The following is a 22,266-nucleotide window of genomic DNA, read 5'->3' as shown; positions in this document are numbered from 1 at the left end:
TCCCTGTATTTGGAACGCTGATTTAATTCTGCTAAGATTTAAAATAATATGATTATTAGAAAGAAGGAGCATTGGTTCAAGATGCTTTTTGTTTGGCATGGTTCGGTATTACCTGCATTGGTGCCCAGACTATTGCTGCTTTTGGTCTTTTCTGTTTTGGTTGCCTATTTCCATGGAACCGTTCTGGATTTTAAAGTTCCCTTAAATCCAGCCCCATTGACTTTATTTGGTTTTGTTTTGGCCCTTTTTCTGGGATTCCGAAACAATGCCAGCTATGAACGTTTTTGGGAAGGCCGAAAATTATGGGGAGCCTTGTTAAATACTTCACGTTCTTTGGCTAGGCAGATTTTGACCTTAAATAATGGCGAGAAAAACAAGACTTTCGTGGTTGGATTTATCCGTTTGATCAGTGCTTTTGTCTTTGCTTTGAAGCATCAACTTCGAGGGACCGATCCAAGAGAGGATATGGAGAAAAGGTTAGATCCAAAAAGCTTGGAGCTTGTCATGTCCAGTAATTATAAGCCAGTCAGCATAATGCGGATCATGGCTGAGCAACTGCAGCAAGCAAAGTTGGAAGGGAGGATGGATTCTATTCAACAGGCAAGAATGGATGAGAACCTCGATAAGCTTTCTGATATTCTAGGGGGCTGTGAGCGGATTATCTCGACACCTTTGCCCTATAGTTACAGCGTCTTACTTCACCGGACGGTTTATATTTATTGCGCCATGTTACCATTTGGCTTAGTGGACTCATTGGGATGGTTTATGCCATTAATCGTGGTATTTATTGCCTATACTTTTGTGGCATTTGAGGCCATAGCCGATGAAATTGAAGAACCATTTGGTGCGGAAGCGAATGATTTGGCACTCAATAACATGAGTGAAATGATCGAAGAGACCATTGAGGAGCTTGTTGGGCTACCGAATACAAGGAAACCAAAACCGTATCAAGAAATTATTGACTAACTACAAGTCTAATTGACCGTTTTTTAGGGAGTAAACTTTTAAGTCTGGAAAAGCTTTCTTGATTATACGGGCAGCTATTTTACTTCTTTTTCCGGACATACAATACAGAATCACCTTAGAATCGATAGCTGCAAATTCCTTTAGGTGTTGATGCAAATCATTCAATGGAAGGTTTTTGCCACCAATATTAAATTCTTCGTGCTCATCTGGTTCTCTTACATCGAACAGGACGAATTTTTCGGGATGGAGGTTATATTCTTCTAAAGTAATGGTTGGATTGCTTTCCGGTAAAGCCTTGATCTGAATATTCGATTTTTTTAGTTTAATGATCCTTGATCTGCCTGTTGATGTATCCATGATCCATAATTTTCCAGCCAGAATATCCGGCATACCAGTAAGGTATTTTATGGCTTCATTGGCTTGCATACAACCAACAATTCCAGCTAAGCTGGGGATGACACCGCCTTCTCTACAATTTGGCACCACTGTGTTTTCAATATCATGGTAAACATCCCTGTAATTCGTGGAATAGGTTCCATCCTGAAGTTTAACATTCCATATACTTACTTGACCTTCATATTGGTAAATTGCAGCATAAACCAATGGTTTGCCAGCTAATACACAAGCGTCATTGATGAGGCATTTGCTTTCTAGGTTATCGGTTCCTTCCAAGATCAAGTCGTATTCTTTGATGAGGTCCATGATATTATTGGAGGTCAAGCGGATTGGGTAGGAGATAATATTGATCTCAGGGTTCTGCAATTTAAGTCGCTCTGATGCAACTTCTACTTTCCAATTATCGATATCTTGTGGTCCATATAAGACCTGCCGGTGTAGATTGGATAGCGAAATGATATCATCATCAACCAATCCTAAGGTTCCAATACCGGAGGCAGCAAGATATTGGGCTGCAGGGCAACCCAAACCACCCATTCCGACAATAAGGACTTTGGCATTTTGGAGCAATTGCTGCCCTGTATTACCAAATCCTGGTAAAGCTATTTGACATTGATATCTTTCGAAATTAGGTTCCATCTATAGTTTTTTTTTGTTCTTGAAGCGCTTTGTCAGCTATTTCTGCATCCTCAGGACTGTTCACATTCATTAAAGCATCAGGATTGATAGGGTCTAAGATCAAGCAATCCGAATGGATCAGGACTTTCCTAGGGCAGGTAATGCCATTTGCTAGAAAGCTCAACAGTAAGGGATAGCTTTTTGGCTCCCAGATACTTATCAAAGGTTCTGGAAGACCGTCAAATGGGCTTTTATAGGTTGTCGCTAATTTATTAGAGTCGCGTGATTGCATTAGCTTGGTTAGGGAGTCTTTGTCCAACAAAGGCAGGTCACAAGCTACAACCAGCCAAGCTTTGTCGCGATGGGCATGAAATGCTGAAAGGATACCGCCAAAGGGGCCCATATTGAGGAAAGTATCTGTCAATGCCTGGTAATTTGGGTCAAAGTCTTGGGTTTGATCTTGACGGCAGGAAATAAAGACCTGATCACAGAATCCTGCTAGCAGATCAGCAGCATAGTATCTTTGTTCCTTGCCATGCCAATGGATTAGATCTTTTGGTTTTCCCATTCTACGGCTTTTCCCTCCTGCGAGGACCAGACCGTAGATTTCAGCTTCCTTATTCTGACCTTTTGAAGTCATTTTTTCCTCCTGTTTTTTCAATCAGTTTAATTTCTCGAATGATAATATCATGGCTGAGGGCTTTGCACATATCATAAATGGTCAATGCAGCAATGGAAACCGCAGTCATTGCCTCCATTTCAACCCCAGTTTTTGCTTCTACCTCTGCTATGGCATATATGTCAAGAAAGTTACCGTTGAATTTTATTTCAACTTCACAATTCTCCAGACCAATGGGATGACATAATGGAATAAGTTCTCCAGTCTTTTTAGCAGCCATAATTCCCGCAATAATAGCGGTGTGGATAATGGAACCTTTAGCGGTATTGAAGTTCTCTTCGGTCAGTTTCTGCATAACTAATGGAGGAAGTTCAATGCTTGCTTTGGCCGTCGCACGTCTTTGAGATATCTTTTTATCCATGACATTGACGATGCTGGGTTGTTGGTTTTTATTGATATGCGAAAAATCGGTCATTCTATACTATTTATAGGTCCATACTTGATAAACTTCACCCTTATTAAAACTGTTTTTTTCTAAGGGAAGTTCTATAAAGGCATTAGTTTCGGCGAGATGTGAAAAGTCTCCAGAACCATTGCTGTCCACGGATTCTGCCGTTAACTGTCCCAAATTATTCACTTTCAGTTTTACCTGAGCAAAATATTGTAATGCAATTGAAAACTGAATGTCATTTTGTAAGATAGCAAACTGTGGAGTAGATACTTCTATATTCAATGAAGCCTCCAACCAGGGAATCAAATAGCGATTAAGGCACATAAATACAGAAACTGGATTGCCTGGGAATGCAAATAGCAGTTTATCGTTTTTATCCTTTCCGAACCAAAAAGGTTTACCAGGTCGCTGTTTGATTTTGTGGAAGAGTTGTGTTACGCCTAATGCGGAGCAAACTTTTGGTAGAAAATCATATTTTCCCATCGAAACGCCACCAGTCATGACCAGTACATCGTAATGAACGAGGTACTCAGCAAGTTTTGCTTTGATTTCATCGAAATGATCGTTGAGATGGTATGCATCTGCCGAAATCTGATATGTCTTCAATGCAGATTGTATACTGATGCCATTGGACCGTCTCAATTGATATGGGCTTGGAACTGAATCAATGGATACCATTTCGTCACCAGTAGAAATAATGGCGATTCTGGGTAGTTTTTTTACCAAGACTTCAGTTTTTCCGATAGATGCAGCAATTCCCATAATAGCTGCTTCAATAATTTTTCCGGCTTGCACAAGGACTTCACCTTGTGCTTTATCCTTAGCCTTTACATGGATATTTTGTCCTTTTTTAACTTCAATATTGATGACTGCATAGCCATTCTCAATGCTTATATCTTCATAACGGATAATACTGTCCATTGAAGGGTCTAGGGCTGCTCCCGTCATGATCTCAATACAGGAGTCTATGGATGCAATCGAAATAGGATGTTCTCCAGCAGCTTGAACAGCTTGGATTTTAAACTTCTGAACTCCAGCAGAGAAAGCTTTAGTATTGATTGCTATTCCATCAACCGTTGCTCGGTCAAATGGAGGTAAATCGCGATCCGCAGTCAGGTCTTCAGCGAGTACCCTTCCTAAAGCATCCAGTAGAAGGATCGATTCTACTCCAAAATCCCTTTTTTCAGAAAGGATAATCTGTTCAGCTTGCGCAACGGTAATCATTTCCATTTTATCCTCCAATTGTTGCCATTGATTGATGAATAGTATTGGGATCTAAACTAATTTTTTCAGCTTCCCAACCATCTTTAGGTTTATGCTGTACACTTTGTATGATTAATTCTTTTAGTTCCATATCTGTTTTTCCCAATCGCATTTCATCTTTTAAGTTTATTCCCCCACCTTCATATAGACAGGTTTTCAGAACCCCTAATGGGCTAATGCGTCCTCGGTTGCAATCCCCGCAGAAGCTACGGGAATAAGCTGCTATGATTCCAAATTCCCCTTTAAATCCAGGTATTTTATAATTGTAGGAGGTGGAACTTATTGGGTCTTGTAGTTTATTTATTTCTTCAAAGTGTTCTTGGATATGCTGGTATATATTATGCTGGTTCCATTTTAGGGAAATCTCTTTATTATCACCATTGAAAGGCATTTCTTCAATGAATCTGACAGCAATTGGGAGGGTCTTGCCCAGGTTGACCAATGGAATGATGTCTTCAATATTTTGACCGTCCATTACAACGCAATTGATCTTTACTTGAATATTGTTCGAGAGCAGGCTTTCCATGGTTTTCATGACCTGCCAAAATTCATTTCTACGGGTAATTTTGAAGAATCTATTCTCGTCTAAGGTATCTATGCTAAGGTTGACAGATTTGATTCCAGCAGCTTTTAGCTGCGGAATAAAAGGTTCGGTCAAGATACCATTGGTTGTGATGCTTAATTCGTTGAGCTTGTTAATTTGGGAAATTCTATGGATCAGTTCCATGCAGTTTTTCCTTACAAAAGGTTCACCACCGGTAATACGGATCTTATCTACGCCAAGTTGAGTGAAGATGTTGCAAATTCTGATTATTTCATCATCTGTCATCAATTCACTTTGCTTGATCCAGGGAAGGCCATTTTCGGGCATACAGTAGGTGCAACGTAGATTACATCGGTCAACAACAGCAAGCCGTAAATAATTAATAGTTCGCCCAAATTTATCCTTCAACATATCCTTCATAGATGTCCTCTACCAAATATACTTAATGTTTTAATAGGAATTAAGGCAATTTGGGGACAGATTGTGGGAATAAATATCCTATGGTTAATTTTATTTATTAAAAAGTGTGTACAATGGAATATCTACCAATACGGAAACATTGAATCTGGAGACAGAAATATGCTCTTCCGTGATAGCAGCTTCTCCATTGCCGATCTTTATGGTTCTTAGGCTTGGTATATAATTATAATGTACCCCAAAGGTTAGGGGAGAAGATTTATGATTAATATAGAACCCTACACCTGGAGCAAGGAAATGTTCAAATTTTAGGTTTGAATAAAAAGTAGTGTCATTGTTCAAACGAACATTTACTAACGTTCCTAGATCAATAATGCTCGCAAAGAAAGTGATGTAATTTTTAAAACTGACCGATACGCCGATGGGAGCTGCAAGTCCAATATTGGTTTTTGTTTGATTTTCAGAACCATATGCAACCTCTTTTCCTGCTGTTAATCCGACATATCCATTCAAACTGATGTTAAAATTGCTATTTCTTTTGATGGAGCTGCCTCCAATAGGTAGGGCATAGGCTTCCAATAGTTTTTCCATGTCTTTATCTGCTTCGACTTCCGCAAGTTGAACCATAAAGATCAATGATCTTCTATAGGTATTTTCTTTATCGACAGGTAGGAAATCTCTCATTTGGCTTAAAATGCTCACCAGTGCTTTTTGATAATCTCGTCGCACCAAGGAGGAAGCGAAGTCCTGATAATTTGAGAAGAAGGCGAGATATTCTTTGTTTAAATTGAAAACACGTTCTGCAGTGCCTGATTTCAAGAATGTTGAAAATGAGGATTGGAGCATACCTAATAGTGTCAGACCCTGTTCGGTATTGAGGTAATAATTGTTTTTGGCAATAAACTGGCTTGCGGCATTTAGCTCATCAAAATAGAACAGTAATTGTTTTATTGAGTTCTCAAATTGGTTGATGTCATAATTGTTGGAATAGGGTTTAAATTGTTCATTTAGCAGGCCGATAAAATATCTTTTTGTTTTATTGTTGGGGTCAGAGAAATTAAGTCGATTGATGTTGATCCAAGTACTTGTACCTCCAACTGTATCTCGCAAGGCTTCGGATAATAGGTGGTTTATGGCGACTGCTTTAGCAATTTCCTGATCATGGTAGATTTCACTGTTCAATTTTTGAAATATACCTGGGAGTGAAATTCCAGTACCTAAGTCAGCGTGAAGATTGGCAGCAATTTTTAGGATGTCCGCACCTTGAGGAGGGATTCTTGGAAAAACCCGATATGCTTCACTGGCCAGTCTTTTATGGATATTACCCAGGTCATTATCCACCACCTGTCTTAGGAATATCAAATCTGCACTGTAATAACTTTTTTGACCATATAACCTTTTGGTTTCTTGGTAAGTTTCAGGGAGTAAGGCATCGAATATTTCCTCTTCTTTATCTGTGATCCGTTCAAATAGTTTATTTAAACCATAATAAATGACTTCCTGTTTGAATCGATTCGCCATAAATGTAGAAAGACCATTGATTACCGCTGCTTCCCAACCAAATCCTGGAGCTGTACTTAACGCAATAGCTTTAAGATCTAAATCCTTAGCTTTCCCTGGCACATCAGTATCCTCATCAATATCGGTGAAAGCTTTAGAAGAATCCTGAGAAATCGCTTGGTCCACGGAAGGTATAATCTTTATGGCATTTAGTAAATCCTGCAGGAATGGGTTTTGTATTTGATCGGCGTTTCTTTCATTGATATTATACCTTTCTAAGACCGTCTTTATTTCCTCAGAAAAGGAGCGTAAGTTTTCAACTTGTTTAGTTTTGACCAGATTTTCCAATTTGGCGAGATATACTGCATCAGCATAAGTGGGTTGAATATTGGGTTTCACTGGATGCTGTCCTAATGAAAGTATTGGAATGATGAAGAAAAGATAGAGAAGGCTTTTCATAACAAAGAATAATTAGGTGTCGGCAATATTTGATTGCCATTAGTGTAATAGAAAGTAATAACTGATTGCAGGTTTGCTTTACGCAGAATGAATTTTAACCTATTCTAAATTACAGTAATAAATAATGGATGGAAATACCTATTGGTAGGTATTTTTAGGAAATGTCTATGGATTATCCAGCCATTAATGTATAGAGGAATCTACCTAATCCGCCAAAAATAAGAGCTAGACAAAATGATACTATTCCAAGTATGTTTTTATTTTTTTCGATAAGTTTAAGATCGGACTCTTGGTATCCATTGAAGCGCTTGGCTATTTCTACCCCAACAGTACCATCATAAAAGCCAACCATGCCGGATAAAAAAAGTACGGTATTGGCAGAAGCAAACCTGGATAAAAAAAAGCCACTTAGAAAATAGATAGCAAATGAAAAGATGATGAAATAAGCGTAATTGAATTTGAATCTGAAAGCGATAATTGAACCTAAGGTATCAATGATAGATACAGCAAGCAGGGCAAGCACAAAGATGATTACGATTTGGGTACTCATTTTATCAGTTTTGATAATTATAAAACTAAGAAAATCTAAAATGTTATAAAAAGGTTATGAAGAATATTCTAGGCTATAATTGATTTGAGAATATATTTCTTTATAAAATAAGAAAGCAAACAGACCATTTGGCCTGTTTGCTTCTTTGAAACTTTGTTTATTACTATGAGAAGCCTATCCTAGATAGGTTGAATCATACATTGTTTTATCTCCAGATCAGATTTGCACTGCAAGGCACGCCTGCATAATCGGCATCAGGTTGTTTCAGCCAAATTGCTCCACTATCCTTTTTCTCCAGATCATACATTTTTCCATCGGCAGGGATGATTACGATGTATCCATATTTTCCACCGACAGATGCAACCCATGAGCCATCAGCATAGTCATGGTCGCTCCAAGGAGTTCCTCCTTTACTCGCTCCTGTAAAGGCTATGTATTTTCCATCAGGGGAGAAGGTAGGCCGGTGTTCGCCATCGTAGCTGATCACCTCTGATAATTCACTGGTCGTGATCTGCTTCATGTCGCTTCCATCTATATCACACATCCATAGGTGTCTATCCTTACGGAATGCCAGTTTTGTACCTTGCGGATTGACAGTAACAGAACTAATTCCACTTTGGGTAAAGACATTCGGAGCGGTCTTAAAACCATCTGCCGCAGAACTCTTATAAACCGAATTGCCAATCCTGAAAAAGACGGTATTGTCTGCAGTCCAGACAGGAATGCCATAATTCAAGAAACTTACCCCCTTCACATACCAGGAATTTATAAAATTGCCGTTTGCCGCGTCAATGATGGTTATTGGCATATCCGCAAAATGTTGAGCATCTAATACGAGGTATTTTTCATTTGGGGAGATATGGGCATCGGTAATTTCAATATCATCTGCTTCATAGGTGATATCAAAAACATTTTTTCCGTCCTGTAGGGAACTGTAATCCATTTTTGCACCTTTATCCCGAAGGACAAATCTTCTTTCCGTAAAATTAAAGGCACCTTCAACATCCATGGTCAGCAGGGTCTTTTTATTGTCCCAACTAATGTCATAACTATCATACCTAGAATTTCCTGGGCCGATTCCTATCCATTTGTCATTATATTTTCCTGATCCAAAATCCATGTAGCCCACTTCACCTGCAAAATACCAATATATGCTTCCCGGCAGGTTTTTTATTGCTTTGCTATCGCTTCCCATGATGTCATCTTTGCTACAAGCAGTTAAAGAAAGGATAATGGCAATGATGAAAGGGAAGATTGTTTTTATTGTTTTTATAAGCATGGGTCGTCCTTTATTTCGTGTAAACCTGATTGATTTTGCAATTTTCAAAAGCTTAATACAAAGTTAAATCCAGACCATTTTTATAGCAATACTATAAATTGACTAAAACCTTCTACTGGTTTTCCAGTAGTTTTAATTATTAGCGTAACATTTTTGATAAAATCCATGTATCTTAATGCATACTTATGCCTTTCGTTCGCGTTCATATTGCCGTCTTATTTTTGATTCTGCTACATCTTATGGCGAGTGGACAGGAACTTCCTGCATTACAGTCGAATCTCGAGCAGGCCAAAACCAAGGAAGAGAAATTTACTGCTTTGGTAAAACTTTCCGATTACTGGTCTTATCGCGATACAGCAAAAGCTTTTGAGACGCTTAGGCAAGCCCAGCCTTTGGTCGAAGGGAAAGATTACCTGCGAGGAATCTATTTGTTTTATGAAGCTGGGATTTACTATGGCTATGACAATCCAAAAAGTCAGAAGCTCTACATGGAGGCTGAAAAATTCCTCAAGGATATAGATAAGCCTGCTGCTTACGGCTATCGGGCAAGATTGTGGCATAATTACGGTTCGCTAGAGCAGCAGGCAGATAACGATAAATCATTTTTGGACATCACTTTGACCTATTGTATCCCTCTTGCCATAAAATCGGGGGATAATGATCTGTTATTGAGTTATTTTACAGATGTAGGGATGGTATTCTATAACAATAAAGAATACCAGAAGGCTTTAGATTATTTTGAAAAGGCAGTCTCATTGGTTCGGACGCCTGAACAGGAGTCAGGAAACCTATTATTTACCTATCTCAATATGTTTGATTTATTCTACGCGATGGGGGAAATAGAAAAGGGAGACCGTGTTTTGGGTAAAGCAGAGAAATTATTGAATAAGTTGGAGGACAAGAAACTAGCTGCTGCATATTACAAGAATAAGTCGAGGTCCTTGATTCAGCAGAAAAATTATCTGGAGGCCTTGAAAAGTATCGAGAAAGGATTGGAATGGGCTCAGGAATATAATTCCTATTGGGATTTCTATTATTTAAAGTATGAAAAGGTTGTTGTATATAATTTGATTGAAAATTATCAAGCCGCGAAGGTTGAGCTCGAAGAATTATTGCGCGATCCAAGAGGATCAGCCATGACCAAGAACCGATTAGGTCTGATGAGTGACCTTGCGGAAATGGAGGCGAAATTAGGGAATATGGGGGCTGCATATCAAATTATCAGAAAGCATAAACAGCTGAGTGATAGCTTGGGTTCATTGGATTTTAAAAAGCAAATGGCGGAGCTGGAAACTCGTTATCGGACAAAGGAAAAGGAGCAGGAGATCGTTCTGCTCGAAAACCGCAATATCCTGAACAGGGCAATCTTACTGGGAGGGATCCTGTTGACCAGTATTTTTGGCCTCTGGGTCTGGTATGCCTGGAATGCTCGGAAAAAACGGAATATGAAGGATACCCTTTTACTCAAACAACAGCGTGAAATCGATGTGGCAAAGGCATTGGTCGATGGGGAAGAGCAAGAACGAAAACGCTTGGCCAGAGAACTTCATGATGGACTTTTAGGTAGGGTAACGGGATTGAAAATGAATGTGGAACGGATTGCTAGGGATTCGGAACAAAATGACCTACCCACTGTAGTCAATGAGTTGGAGACTGTCATCACCGATTTGCGGCAGACGGCCCAAAATTTAGAGCCTTCGGTATTGAAAAGGAATGGATTGGATGAAGCGATTAGACATTTTTGTCAATCCATGCAATCCGGCAGTAGCCCAATTTCCTATTATGGACAGGGTTTGGAGGGAATAAAGGACAAGAATATTCAACTCTCTATTTATAGGATTGTACAGGAATTGGTCACCAATGCGGTCCGACATGCGCAGGCAACAAAAATATTGCTGCAATGTTCAGTAGAAAATGGTTTCCTGATGATTGAAGCGGAAGACAATGGAAAGGGTTTTAACCCTGAAAGTATACAGCGAAATATGGGTTTGGATAATCTGGAATCCCGATTGAAGAGCATAGGAGGGACATTGAAGATTGATTCCCAACCTGGAGAAGGAACACATATAATAATTGAATGTCAATTGTAAATTATGATTAGAACTGTTATTTGCGATGATCATCCCTTGATTACCCAAGGATTAACAAGTTATCTTGCCGCACACGATACTATTGAAATAATAGGCTCTACATCCTCAGCTAAAGAACTTCGGGATATCATCTCGAAAGTGGAGGCTGATGTACTACTGTTAGATATTCAATTGCCGGATGGGAATGGTATTGATCTTTGTGTTGAATTGAAGCAGGAGCATCCCGATTTACAGATCTTGGCCCTGAGCAATCTGGATGATAGGAACATCATTTTGAGGATGTTAAATGGCGGTGCATCAGGCTATTTGCTTAAGAGTGCGGCAATGGACGAAATCGTTAAGGCGATAAACCATATTTATGAAGGTGGTGTTTACCTGGATTTGAATGCGCAAAAAAGTTTGGGGAGTTCGAAGGTAAACCTATCCGAGGAATTTCCACCCATTACCCGACGAGAAAAGGAGGTGATAAAATACCTTTCTGAAGGTTTGAGTTCAGTGCAGATTGCTGAAATTATGTTTGTCAGTCCATTTACGGTAGACACCCATCGCAGGAATCTGATGCAAAAATTCAATGTTAACAAAACCGTTAATCTCCTGCAGAAGATAAAGGATTTGGGATTGGATGAATGATTTTTATTGGAGAACTTGGCTTGGATTATGGAAAAAACCAGGTGGAATGTTTGTAGTAGGCTGAATCGTCATTCGGATAACCCCTAGGGGGGGAAATCTTTTTCAAATAATCCTCTTTACCGGCATACAAAAAAAGAAAAATAGTTCTCTCATCTTACGATTCGAGATGACAAGGATTCTTAAAAAAATAAAAAATAGATTCTTCGCTGCGCTCTGAATCTCTCTTTTACACATTTCTAATTCTGAACGAATCGTGAAAAAGAAATGAATTTGCAATAATTATTTTTCTGGAAAACATTTTTGGAAACCTAATGTTTTGATTATAAAATTTAATCACAGAATTATTAAAATTTCTTTTCGATTTAAACATTATGTCAATTCCATCTGTTCAAAGAAGCCAAATCGGCACTTACAAATCCGTAGAAATAGAATTAGTTACTTGGGATGCCTCCATGGCTGAGGTTAATTTAAGTTGTGCCTGTTTATTTACCCACGAAATAAACCAAAAGGAACCTGTAGGCGGGCTGTTGCATCTTAATGATGCCATGGACGGATTACTGTTTACTTTAAGGGATCAGAAGGTCTTTACCGGAAATTATCTGGATACCTTATTGATTGACCAAAGCCTTGGGAAGATCAAATCTGAAAGATTGCTCATAATTGGTTTGGGAAGACCGGAAGATTGGTCTGGACAGACGAGTGCCGATGCGGTGAGTGTTGCTACTAGGTTAGCTTATCAACTAAATATGGAAAGTGTAGCGATTGCACCGAGTATATTGGATAGTGGTATTGAGCCCGATGGAGATTTTTCCTTGCAGATGCTTTCCGCTTTAAAGGAACGTATCGATAGGCAAGAACAATTTCACCAACTCGGTTTGGTCAAAGCTCCTTCCATCAAGAAATGGTTTTTTGATGCAGGATATACGGATTTTGATGTTAAGGCGGATAAATTCAGAGGGAATTTTCAAAAGTTAATCAACAATAATTAGATCGTATATGTCCAAGAAAATACTCAAGGCCGAAGAATTGCACATCACAGATGCAGCAGGTGTTTCTAGATTGATCATCTCGGTTGAAAATGGTTTTCCTTCCATAAAACTCCAGAATCCTAATCCTGATTTCCCATCTGCAGTGCTAGAACTGGACAGCAAAGGAACCCATATCAAATTTAGCCATCCGAAAGGAAACAGCAGTTATTTCTTTTTGAATAATGAAGGGGGCTCTGGTTTGGTCATGATCAATGAAAAAGGCGAAAGAACCTATGAGAAGATTGTTGATGATAAAGGATAGGTATTGGGACAATTTGTTTTTGGTAACTAAAAACAGGTGTTTTATTATACCGGTTTGCAGGTATTGAATTTTATTTCTTCGGGTGATAATTTTGATGTATTCAATCAAACTTTCTTCCGAACCAGAAGATTTAATTATTCAATATGAAAAGAGATAAAAATTTAAAAGCTATTTTTTCCATTTGCTTGATGTTTGTGGGCATGACTATGTTGTTTACTAGCTGTTCCAAGGATGAAAAGGAGCCAGAAACTGGTTCAGGCAGTATTGACGAAGTGATCGGAACCTTCAAAGGAACCATTGATATCGTAGGTGGAGAGAAAAAATTTAATGAACTCCTAGAAATTAGCAAAGTAAGTGACAATAAGGTCAAGGTTACTGTAAAAAACAGCAGCTTAAAACTTCCAGTAAAAGAAGTTCAGGTGTACAATAATTCCGGTAGAGGGATATTGACTGAAAGCTCAGAACCTCAGGGAATATTAGTCTATTCCAATTCTAACAAAGCGTTGTCTTTTGTATCAAAGGTAACTGCTGAAGGAGAGGAAATGTACAGTTTCGAGGGATCAAAACAATAAAGACTATTGACCTTAACTTTTCCATATTAAGGCAAAAAATGCGAAGTGAAAACTTCGCATTTTTATCAAATAATAGATATGGATATATAAATAAAGCTGCACTAAATCTCATGGATCTTTTTCATGACTCTCTCCGTAAAAGGATTGCAATAGCAGAGATTAAATTCAAATAGTTCCTCTGGCGAATAAGTTTTTTCGATTTCAGTCCTGAGCATAGCCTTTGCACGATTTAAACGCACTTTTACATTCGCTTCACTGATGTCAAGTAGGGAAGAGGTTTCTGCTACATTCAACCCATTGATTTCACGTAGGGAGAAAACCATCCTGTAGTCCTCAGGAATCCTCAATAGGGACGCTTCGATAATTTTCCCCAGTTCATGGCTAAAGATCTCCTTTTGCGCATCGTTGTTTGAGTTGAACATAGGCATTTCATTTTCGTTGATAATCTCATTGACAGTTTCTTTCTTGAAACTGAACTTATTTTTCTTCCTGTAGCAATTGTTGAGCATGATCCTGATGATCCAAGTCTTGAAGCTTGAACCTTGCTTAAATTGAGCCAAGCACTTAAAGGCATCAATATAAGTGTCCTGCATCAGGTCTTGGGTATCTTCATGGTTGTAGTTATACGATCGTCCAATTTTATATAGGTAGGTATTAAACCGCCTTACAATAATTTCATAAAGCGGTTTGTCGCCATCTAAGACCCGATCGATGATTTCAACCTCTGTTAATTGTTCAAATTGTTCTTTTATCATTGTCCTACGATTTTTGCCAATCTAGCCATGGATAATGCCGCAATGGCCATCACCAAATCCCGAACTGCAACATCTACATAGTTAAATCCGGCCAATAAGGAAAGGGCGATCAACGTAAGCCAAGCCGAAACGATAAATCCTCCTAATTCTGGTTTCTTGAATACGATTAAACCAGCTACTATTTCAATTAACCCCACAATCTTCATAAACAAGGCTGCAGAAAAGGGGAGGAGGTCAGCAATCGATGGGTTGACATACTGTTCCCAATTTGTAAGTAAGTTAGTGAATTTGTCAGCTCCCGCCACTATGGGGACCACGACAAAGACATATTTCAATAAATTGTATGTTGAATTCAGGGTGTGATTTTTGATAGTATTTTCCATGTTTTTACCTTTTTAATTCGTTTGTATTTATTTAGGGTAAATGACATCGAGAAAGGTTACAAGGAATTTTGAAATATTTGAAAAAAGCCCCTTTAATAGGCTGTAAATCTTTCTTCTGAGCTAAGTTTTATTTTATAAATCCTTAATATCGTTTGATGGAATTCAGCTTCCTGTCTTGGAAATAATGACATCATTGCCGTAAAGAATGTAATGGCCTCCTGAAGCATAACTTCCAGAAATTGGTCTGCCTTCATATTGATCGATTTATCATCTATTACCATCCGAATCCTGTCCTTAACGATTTTAATGGAAACCGGCAGCGGCTGGCTCGGAAATGAAAAATTGCTTTCATCCTGTATGATCACCTCCTCCAGGGAATTGATTAAGTAATGCCAAAGATCTACAATATCGTCCCAGAAAGTGAAATCCATAATTGTCTCCCCATTGAATTTCATATACAGAACACCATCTATATAATCTCGGTCTAACTTGTCAGGGTCTAGCTGGGAAATATCTTTAATTGGGATAAATCGGGAGGTATCTATCTTGTTGATATCGCGGATGCTGTATTTCTTTTCTTTTAAGATGAAAGTGGTTAGTTCTAGATTTTCCATTATTCAGGTGTTCACCGTTAAGTTTATTGTAAAGTTAAATCTAAATATTAGTTGTTCTTTATTCGTGAATTATTTCATTATTTAATAGAGAGGGAATTCTTGCCATAGGACAAGTATTTCTCTTTCCGTAAGGGCTAACTTTGATATACACTAATAAATTAATTATCATGGATACAGCAAAATCAGCACAATTGAACATCATTATTCCCGCTTATAGAATGCATACCCAAACCTTTATCAATGTCCTGGACGGTATTTCGGAAGAGAACGCACTCAAGAGAATTGATAATCGGACAAACCATCTGGTTTGGATGGCCGGAAATTATGTGAATGTGCGCTATAGCATGGGAAACATCTTAGGATTAAAAGAAGAGGATCCTTATCAGGACCTATTTTATATGGGAAAGACCTTGGATACACAAAAGGAGTACCCAACATTAGAGCAATTGCTTGATAATTTCTATCAGATTTCACCAAAAGTTTATCAAGCCTTGTTGGAAGCTGATGATGCAACTTTGGCTGAAACGTTCGAGATGGGAATGCAGGTGCCCTTTATTAAGGAGGATAAATTAAACTTTGTAGGCATGTGCATTGGTCGAGAAGACTACTTATGCGGACAGATGGCTTTGATGCGTAGAATCTTGGATTATCCCGGAATGAAATATGATGTGGATAATAGTATTGCTTATTAATAAGAATTATCTTAATTCTGGTAAATCAACTAGCAATATTTTTCAATAGTTAATAAAAGGTTAAGGTTTTGCTAATATGCTCTTTAGGAGTTATATTTAATTAACTAATTATTATGCCATGAAGAATATTGCTATTTTCTTTTTTGTCCTATTCGCCCAGGTGGCTTTTGCGCAAAAATTTCCAATCCATTATAAGATTGTGGAGACGAATGTCAGTAATGACCAATCCACACAAACGACTTTTTATATTTCTGTTCGTGAATCCAAGAATACAGAAAAACAAAAACAACTGGAATTGAGCTTGGATGGCAAGGAAGAAATTGATCTAAAGGATCAATCCGTAAATTTCTCTACGCTAAAAACTGCTGAATTACTTGATGGGCTAGGGAGTTCACGCAATTTTTTAGGATTTGTCCAATCCTATATAAACTATCCTTTAACTTTTGAGAATAAAGTCCTTGTCCAGGATACTGCGGCATTCAACCAAAAATTGACAAATTTAAAGGAGGAATTTAATTTAACACTTTTAAAGGATGAGATTTTTTTAATCAGCAATAGCTATGAAAGCCTTTTTAACGATGTCTATTTCAATGACTTTGCCCATGTTAAACCAGAGCAATTAAAGCAATCTGAATTTCAATTAGGGGCATTTACCTATAAAATAAAAGAAAGAAATAAGAAGGCTTGGGTAGTTGAAAGAACGAATAGCAAAGACAGTCTGAAAACTTCCGAAATCAGGTTTGATCCTAAAACTAAATATATAATAGCAAAAAATGCCAAAGCAGCTGGGACAGCAACTATTGATGGTAATACTTATAAATATAGTCAGCTATCAGTAGTTAATAGAGAGGAGGGGACAAGAGTGGAAAAACTGGATCCACAATTTAGTGCCATGGTCTTAAAAGGTAGTTATAGAAGTAAGCATTTCAGACATAACCAAGAAGTTGATAGCGTCAAATTCGAACAATATATCAGTGATTATGGGCAACAGTTTGGTGCTGATCCCAATTATTTAAAAATAATATTACCTACCTATCAAACCAGGAAAGACTACGTTAATTATAAACGGGTGCTGATGAAAACACCTTCAAGAATCCTTGTCAATACTTACCATCTTATCAATAAGGTTAGAATAGATAGCTTGGCCATGGAAGACTTCCTGGAAACCACTGCTTTGCTAACCGATGATTACCTTTATGATTATTTACAATCGGGTTTATCTCAACACGTCAAATCAAATAACCAAAGTAGCATAGACCGTATGGATGCTATTTTTACGAAATTAACTGATCGAGAAAAGCGCTTCATTGGCCCAATGAAAGTCTGGTCTACATATAAGGGATCTTCAGATAATCAAGCAATTCAAAAGGGTATTGATGAAATGTTTGCATTGAATGATAATGAATGGAAGGATGGAAATGTTGGGCGATATATTATTTTGTTGATTCAAAAACAATTTGTCAATGGCAGAACCGATATTGAGGAGTATAAAAAACTCGAAAAAAGGCTGGCAGTCCTTGCTGAGGATAAAATCAAGGACAAAAGGCTGATCAATAAGGCGCATCTTGCTTTTGTGAATTTTTCGTTTTTTGAGGCAATAAAAGATAAGGATCCAGAATTGGGAGCATTATATTTGAAAAAGGCTTATGATTTATCTTCAAAAGGGAATAATGAATATGAATACCAAAGTTTCTACGACAACGTTTTTACTGGGGCAAAGAAGGACTATTCGGAGGTTTACTTAGCTGAATTGGGTAAGCGTTCTGGGAAGGATTCTGTTCTCAAAGAGTATATTTCAGAATTTGCAAAATCTCCGGCCAAGAGCTTCTCCATGTTGAAGCAATTTTATCATGGGAACTATGATAAAGCTAGCTTTTCAAGTTTTTTGAAATCTGATGTTTTTCCAAAACTTGAAAATGCACCCGCATTCTTGTTGAAAGATCTGTTAGGTCAAGAAGTTGCACCTTCTCATTTTGAAGGCAAATGGACCTTTATCGACTTCTGGGGAACATGGTGTGGGCCATGTGTCGCAGAGCTTCCTGAATTTAACTCGCTCTATGAAAAGAAATATGCCTTGATGGAGGATAAATTAAAGATCTTGACAATCTCTTGTTATGATCAGGAAGGTGATCTTAAAAACTTTATCAGTAAGAATAAATACAGCTTCCCCGTTTTGATCTCAGATGGAAAAGTACAGACTGATTACAAGATTACCGGCTATCCATCAAAGGTGCTGATCAGTCCTGAAGGAAAAATGATTCCAATTGAATTTGGGCAAGATTGGAAAGGCTTAGTTGAGGAATTTGTAAGCCTATAAAGAAATCATATTAGATAATTTAACGGATTGTGAGATTTCGGAAATCTAGATATAGGACGTAATTATTCCAAACGCCTATATCTTTTCCTTTGTATTTCGCAGGAAACCAAGATTCGTGGGTTTTTAGTCTCTTTACGAGCTCAGGTCCTGTTCCGTAGCCCAGGTCTTGAACTATTTTATAGTCCATGGCATTTCCGTTTTCATCTACATAAAATCTTACTTCCACATAGCCCTCAACTTTATGGTCTACTGCATCGTTTGGAAATCGATAGCTATTATTAATTTTTTGGACAAAATCATGAGGCCCAATTGTAGGTACAGCGTTCTTATCCACAGGTTGAAATTTGTTGGTTAAGGATGAATCTTCAATATATTGCCTCATCATCACGCTCTCGATGGCTTGGCTAAAAGATTTTTGAATCCAGGTTTGTCCGAATAGGGGACTGATAGAGCAAATGGACAATATAAGCAGGACAGTATATTTATTTAAAGGATTCATATTGGTTAAATTGTTTTTAGGTTATTAATTCCTTTGGTTGGTTAAAACCTTAAGTTATCGAAATAAGATTAAAATTTTATGTAACTTTCTGTAAAATTTAATCCTAATTAAAGGATTAGGATAAGATAGAGTTGTTATTTAATAATTACGATATCAAAACCATTAGTCTAGCTATATTAATAACCATCCTTAATTAATACCGTTTTATGAAAATATTACTTTCCGTATTTATCCTATTTTTATTTCCTTTTATTAGTCAAGGCCAAATAAAAACCTCCGAATTAACGTATCTAAGGATCGCTGAATTGGAGTATTCCAATGACTCACTTTTTCTATGGCAGCAAATTCGTCCTAATCTAGGTAGGATGGATAGTACAAGTGGTACCTATCATAAATTACCATTATCAGATAAAGAGAAAACAAAGTTTCTCAGGTTAGTTGATAAGACCAAACTTCTAAGTGTTCAATCAAATAATAATCAAAAAACCGGTTATTTCCCTTTTGAAATCACGTATAGAACTGCTGGTCGAAGCCATAAGATCTCCAGTTACGAACCTGGGATGTCTGCGGCAGAATTAGAGAGCTTCCATAAGTATTTAGAAGAGATTGAAACCGTGATAGATCGAAGGAGTGCTCAAGAGCGATTAATCATGACCTTAGCAGATGCTGAATACCAATTGAAGACGCGCCTTAGATACCAACTGAGGATAGGTCCTAGTGGTTGGGATGCTTGGGAAAAAAAGAACGGAGAAATAAAGCGGATAGGTGTTCCATTGCTATTCGTAAATGGAAAAGAAGAGGATTACACCCGTTTTGAAAGAAGCAATCCGAAAAGGATTAAATCTTTCGAAATCCTAAATCAGCAAAAGGCAGACTCACTTTATGGCGTAAGAGCTAAAAATGGAGTAGCAATTATTACTACGAAATAAATAGGTTCTTAATTCATATTTATCAGCTCAAGGGCTTTATCTAAAACTTCATCTTTACCTTCTTTGATTCCTTTAATGGTAGGTTTTACGATTATATCTGGAATAATGCCCACCCTTTGGGTTTCAGTTCCATCAGGGTAATAAACCCCAATCCCAGAAATCGAGGTCCTCAATCCACCAGGCAATAAGATTACTGAAACATTTCCATCAGCTCCGGCCGTGGTACTCCCAACAATCTTTGAATTGCTCACCGCTCTGAAGGCCATTGTCGTAAATTCAGCTTGGCTTTGGGATATTTCATTGACCAAAATGATCAATTTCCCTTTGTAATATAACGGATCGTGATTGATGGTCACAGGATTGGTGAAAGTAAATTCTCCAGGGTTTTTCGGGTTTGCAAAGGTAAATTTTGTAAATGCTGTAGGTTTTGACAGAAAAAATGGTCCCAATGCATATGGAGCAAAACTGGAAGGATAGTTCCTGATATCAATGATAATACCCTTTGTATCCTTAAAAGTTTTTTTGATCATATGGAAGTCTTCATTTTTGATATTTGCTAAGGTGATATAACCAATATTTCCATCTAAGATCTTATATGCTTTTTCATCCTGATTGATCCTGTACATGCCATACATCTTTAGTTTTGCTCTATCAAATAATGGGAGTTCATGCTGAAGGCTTTTGCCATCTGTCACATACTTAATATGCAAGGAACTGTTTGTTGATCTTAGCAGGTCTGCAGAAATATCTCTTAGCATAACGGAATGATTGGATGAAGGATAATACCGTGCTAAACTGTCTACTATAGACCCGATATCCTTTCCGTTGATATGGGTTATGATATCGCCGACCTTTAACTTAGCTTGATCTACGTATTCAGGATTATAATAATCCGTCACAACATATTTGTCCTCGATGAATTCCGCTTTGAAAGGAGCAAAGTTCTTGCCCCTTAATTCCTGTATCTTATCTCCGCCTTCCCTTAAATTGGCATGTGTATCTTTGACGTCAGCAATGATTTGCAAGGCCAGCAGCTCATATTCCAACTCATTTTCAGCATTTAGGAATCCTGGAATATATTCTTTCAATACCGTGTTCCAATCTTTTTCAGTCAGATGTTTGTAGGGATTAAAGTAGTTCATCATATTCCAATACTTGTATAGAGCCAATAATCTAAAGCCAGCATCAGGATAGGGCATATTGCTGTATGGTTTCTCGTTAGTGAAATCAGGATTGTTAACGAATTGATGGAGTTTAATATAATAGTTTTCACCTTGATTCCTGTTGTTGTAGATCTCATTCAGCAAGACTTTAATTTCATTTGATAGGTTTGATTTCTCAATCCAAGATAGGTCAGGCTTTAAAACAGCATTTTCTGGGCTAGGTTTACAGGTCGTGCAAGCTGCTATTTTCCCATATTTTTCAATCCATGTTGTAATAACCTTATCGCGTTCCTGGTTATTTTTTGCATTTACATATGGAGGTAAGATCCTGAACAATTCATAATCCCAATTATACTTTCCTTTTGCAACTTCTGGGTGATGGTATTTCATGAATCCCCAAATTCTACCAAGCAATTCCAGGTTGTTGATGGATTCATTGGTCAAAGTAGGGAAAGTAATATTTGAGCCCTTGTCAAATTCATTATCCTTATCAGCTGGAAGTAAATCACGTTTATATATTTCGATTTCATCTTTCCCAATTATTTTTCCATCGATTGAAACCTGTAAATTATCTAACCACATTTTTCCTTTACCAGTAAGTAATCCTCCAATTAGGATTCTTTCCGTTTTCGCAGGATTTAATTTTAGAGTTATTTCATATTCTTTCCAATCTGAATTGCCTTTTACCCCTCGTTTGTCCATGTTGTCAAAAGCAAGCTGAGGATCTATTCGCATCCAGAGGCCTGCATATCCATCCGTAACGCCTTCGGTTTTGATACTGCCGGTCAGGCGAATGGTTTTGCCCTGATAGTTATTGGGAAGGGTAAATGCCAGAGCTTTAAACACATGGTTGCCTTCAGTACTCTCGATAACGGCAGCATATTTTCCGTTTTTAGCCTGATTGGAATCGATATAGATTTTATAATCACCATCTCCGAAATCTATCCAATCGGTAGGATATCCATTATTGAATTTTTCAAAGTCAAGGTTTAAAGGCTGATCATTGGATCTGTTTAGATTTTGAGAACATCCATAGATTGGAATTAATAGGATAATTAGGAAATTGAGGAGGTGCTTTTTCATAATCGGCTTCTATAAATGATTGGTCAATAGTTAGTAAATTAATCTATGTGCTAATAAATTAAAAATAACTAAATAATATGTGAAGTAATAATATCCGAGATAACTATTCACTAATTAATACAGAAATAATTTTCAACAACCATTATAAGCTCCCCGTAGATGTTGTTTGATGTAGATTCTTTTGATT

At 37.7% G+C, this 22,266-nt stretch carries 22 protein-coding genes; 9 read left to right on the top strand and 13 right to left on the bottom strand.

Annotation, left to right across the window (positions count from 1 at the left end):
- Positions 1-48 precede the first annotated feature (48 nt).
- Positions 49-966 carry a bestrophin family protein gene (locus ACWIB3_RS12710; RefSeq protein ID WP_454291781.1) on the top strand — a complete coding sequence of 306 codons (918 nt, stop codon included), beginning with the start codon at positions 49-51 and terminating at the stop codon, positions 964-966.
- Here ACWIB3_RS12710 and ACWIB3_RS12705 read toward each other — a convergent pair whose 3' ends face one another.
- From ACWIB3_RS12705 to ACWIB3_RS12670, 8 genes are all read right to left on the bottom strand, one after another.
- On the bottom strand, positions 967-2,001 hold the full coding sequence (locus ACWIB3_RS12705) for a ThiF family adenylyltransferase (protein ID WP_454291780.1): 1,035 nt from the start codon (positions 1,999-2,001) through the stop codon (positions 967-969).
- Positions 1,991-2,620 (bottom strand): NTP transferase domain-containing protein, encoded by a 630-nt coding sequence (locus ACWIB3_RS12700; protein WP_454291779.1) that lies wholly within the window; start codon positions 2,618-2,620, stop codon positions 1,991-1,993. The genes ACWIB3_RS12705 and ACWIB3_RS12700 overlap by 11 nt, the downstream gene beginning before the upstream one ends.
- Entirely contained in the window at positions 2,598-3,074 is a 477-nt protein-coding gene (gene moaC, locus ACWIB3_RS12695) for a cyclic pyranopterin monophosphate synthase MoaC (protein ID WP_313258630.1), read from the bottom strand. The genes ACWIB3_RS12700 and moaC overlap by 23 nt, the downstream gene beginning before the upstream one ends.
- 6 nt (positions 3,075-3,080) lie before the next feature.
- A complete protein-coding gene (locus ACWIB3_RS12690; protein ID WP_454291778.1) occupies positions 3,081-4,280 on the bottom strand; it encodes a molybdopterin molybdotransferase MoeA in 1,200 nt (399 codons plus the stop codon).
- A 1-nt stretch (position 4,281) separates the two neighbouring features.
- On the bottom strand, positions 4,282-5,268 hold the full coding sequence (gene moaA, locus ACWIB3_RS12685; protein ID WP_454291777.1) for a GTP 3',8-cyclase MoaA: 987 nt from the start codon (positions 5,266-5,268) through the stop codon (positions 4,282-4,284).
- A gap of 99 nt (positions 5,269-5,367) precedes the next feature.
- Positions 5,368-7,233 carry a hypothetical protein gene (locus tag ACWIB3_RS12680; protein ID WP_454291776.1) on the bottom strand — a complete coding sequence of 622 codons (1,866 nt, stop codon included), beginning with the start codon at positions 7,231-7,233 and terminating at the stop codon, positions 5,368-5,370.
- Positions 7,234-7,405: 172 nt separating this feature from the next.
- On the bottom strand, positions 7,406-7,783 hold the full coding sequence (locus tag ACWIB3_RS12675; RefSeq protein ID WP_454291775.1) for a hypothetical protein: 378 nt from the start codon (positions 7,781-7,783) through the stop codon (positions 7,406-7,408).
- Between the two features lie 205 nt (positions 7,784-7,988).
- Positions 7,989-9,062, bottom strand: coding sequence for a TolB family protein (locus ACWIB3_RS12670; protein ID WP_454291774.1), 1,074 nt, complete (start codon positions 9,060-9,062; stop codon positions 7,989-7,991).
- 185 nt (positions 9,063-9,247) lie between these two features.
- On the opposite strand from ACWIB3_RS12670, the gene ACWIB3_RS12665 reads away from it, so the two are divergent.
- The 5 genes from ACWIB3_RS12665 to ACWIB3_RS12645 all read left to right on the top strand — a co-directional run bounded on the left by ACWIB3_RS12665 (position 9,248) and on the right by ACWIB3_RS12645 (position 13,644).
- Entirely contained in the window at positions 9,248-11,152 is a 1,905-nt protein-coding gene (locus ACWIB3_RS12665) for an ATP-binding protein (RefSeq protein ID WP_454291773.1), read from the top strand.
- A 3-nt stretch (positions 11,153-11,155) separates the two neighbouring features.
- Positions 11,156-11,782, top strand: coding sequence for a response regulator (locus tag ACWIB3_RS12660; RefSeq protein ID WP_185217119.1), 627 nt, complete (start codon positions 11,156-11,158; stop codon positions 11,780-11,782).
- A 371-nt stretch (positions 11,783-12,153) separates the two neighbouring features.
- A complete protein-coding gene (locus tag ACWIB3_RS12655; protein WP_313258614.1) occupies positions 12,154-12,771 on the top strand; it encodes a M17 family peptidase N-terminal domain-containing protein in 618 nt (205 codons plus the stop codon).
- 7 nt (positions 12,772-12,778) lie between these two features.
- Positions 12,779-13,072: a hypothetical protein gene (locus ACWIB3_RS12650; RefSeq protein ID WP_185211594.1), complete on the top strand. Its 294-nt coding sequence runs from the start codon at positions 12,779-12,781 to the stop codon at positions 13,070-13,072.
- Between the two features lie 143 nt (positions 13,073-13,215).
- The gene (locus ACWIB3_RS12645; protein WP_254528583.1) at positions 13,216-13,644 is read left to right on the top strand and encodes a hypothetical protein; all 429 of its coding nucleotides are present in this window, start codon (positions 13,216-13,218) and stop codon (positions 13,642-13,644) included.
- A gap of 101 nt (positions 13,645-13,745) precedes the next feature.
- Here ACWIB3_RS12645 and ACWIB3_RS12640 read toward each other — a convergent pair whose 3' ends face one another.
- The 3 genes from ACWIB3_RS12640 to ACWIB3_RS12630 all read right to left on the bottom strand — a co-directional run bounded on the left by ACWIB3_RS12640 (position 13,746) and on the right by ACWIB3_RS12630 (position 15,396).
- On the bottom strand, positions 13,746-14,399 hold the full coding sequence (locus tag ACWIB3_RS12640; protein ID WP_313258606.1) for a sigma-70 family RNA polymerase sigma factor: 654 nt from the start codon (positions 14,397-14,399) through the stop codon (positions 13,746-13,748).
- A complete protein-coding gene (locus ACWIB3_RS12635) occupies positions 14,396-14,782 on the bottom strand; it encodes a hypothetical protein (protein ID WP_454291772.1) in 387 nt (128 codons plus the stop codon). The genes ACWIB3_RS12640 and ACWIB3_RS12635 overlap by 4 nt, the downstream gene beginning before the upstream one ends.
- A 92-nt stretch (positions 14,783-14,874) precedes the next feature.
- A complete protein-coding gene (locus tag ACWIB3_RS12630) occupies positions 14,875-15,396 on the bottom strand; it encodes a hypothetical protein (RefSeq protein ID WP_454291771.1) in 522 nt (173 codons plus the stop codon).
- A 167-nt stretch (positions 15,397-15,563) separates the two neighbouring features.
- Here ACWIB3_RS12630 and ACWIB3_RS12625 point away from each other — a divergent pair, with 167 nt between their 5' ends.
- Both ACWIB3_RS12625 and ACWIB3_RS12620 read left to right on the top strand, forming a co-directional pair.
- Complete coding sequence (locus tag ACWIB3_RS12625) at positions 15,564-16,088, top strand: DinB family protein (protein ID WP_313258596.1); 525 nt, start codon at positions 15,564-15,566, stop codon at positions 16,086-16,088.
- A 118-nt stretch (positions 16,089-16,206) separates the two neighbouring features.
- Entirely contained in the window at positions 16,207-18,405 is a 2,199-nt protein-coding gene (locus ACWIB3_RS12620) for a TlpA family protein disulfide reductase (protein WP_454291770.1), read from the top strand.
- A gap of 19 nt (positions 18,406-18,424) precedes the next feature.
- Here ACWIB3_RS12620 and ACWIB3_RS12615 read toward each other — a convergent pair whose 3' ends face one another.
- Complete coding sequence (locus ACWIB3_RS12615) at positions 18,425-18,904, bottom strand: energy transducer TonB (RefSeq protein ID WP_454291769.1); 480 nt, start codon at positions 18,902-18,904, stop codon at positions 18,425-18,427.
- Between the two features lie 206 nt (positions 18,905-19,110).
- Here ACWIB3_RS12615 and ACWIB3_RS12610 point away from each other — a divergent pair, with 206 nt between their 5' ends.
- Positions 19,111-19,833 (top strand): hypothetical protein, encoded by a 723-nt coding sequence (locus tag ACWIB3_RS12610; RefSeq protein WP_454291768.1) that lies wholly within the window; start codon positions 19,111-19,113, stop codon positions 19,831-19,833.
- 8 nt (positions 19,834-19,841) lie between these two features.
- On the opposite strand, the gene ACWIB3_RS12605 is transcribed toward ACWIB3_RS12610, so the two are convergent.
- Positions 19,842-22,079, bottom strand: a complete 2,238-nt coding sequence (locus ACWIB3_RS12605; RefSeq protein ID WP_454291767.1) for a S41 family peptidase — start codon at positions 22,077-22,079, stop codon at positions 19,842-19,844.
- Positions 22,080-22,266 lie beyond the last annotated feature (187 nt).

The organism is Sphingobacterium sp. NPDC055431 (assembly GCF_053644255.1).
Note: the sequence above shows the minus strand (reverse complement) of the source record. Positions and strands in the feature narration are given on the sequence as shown.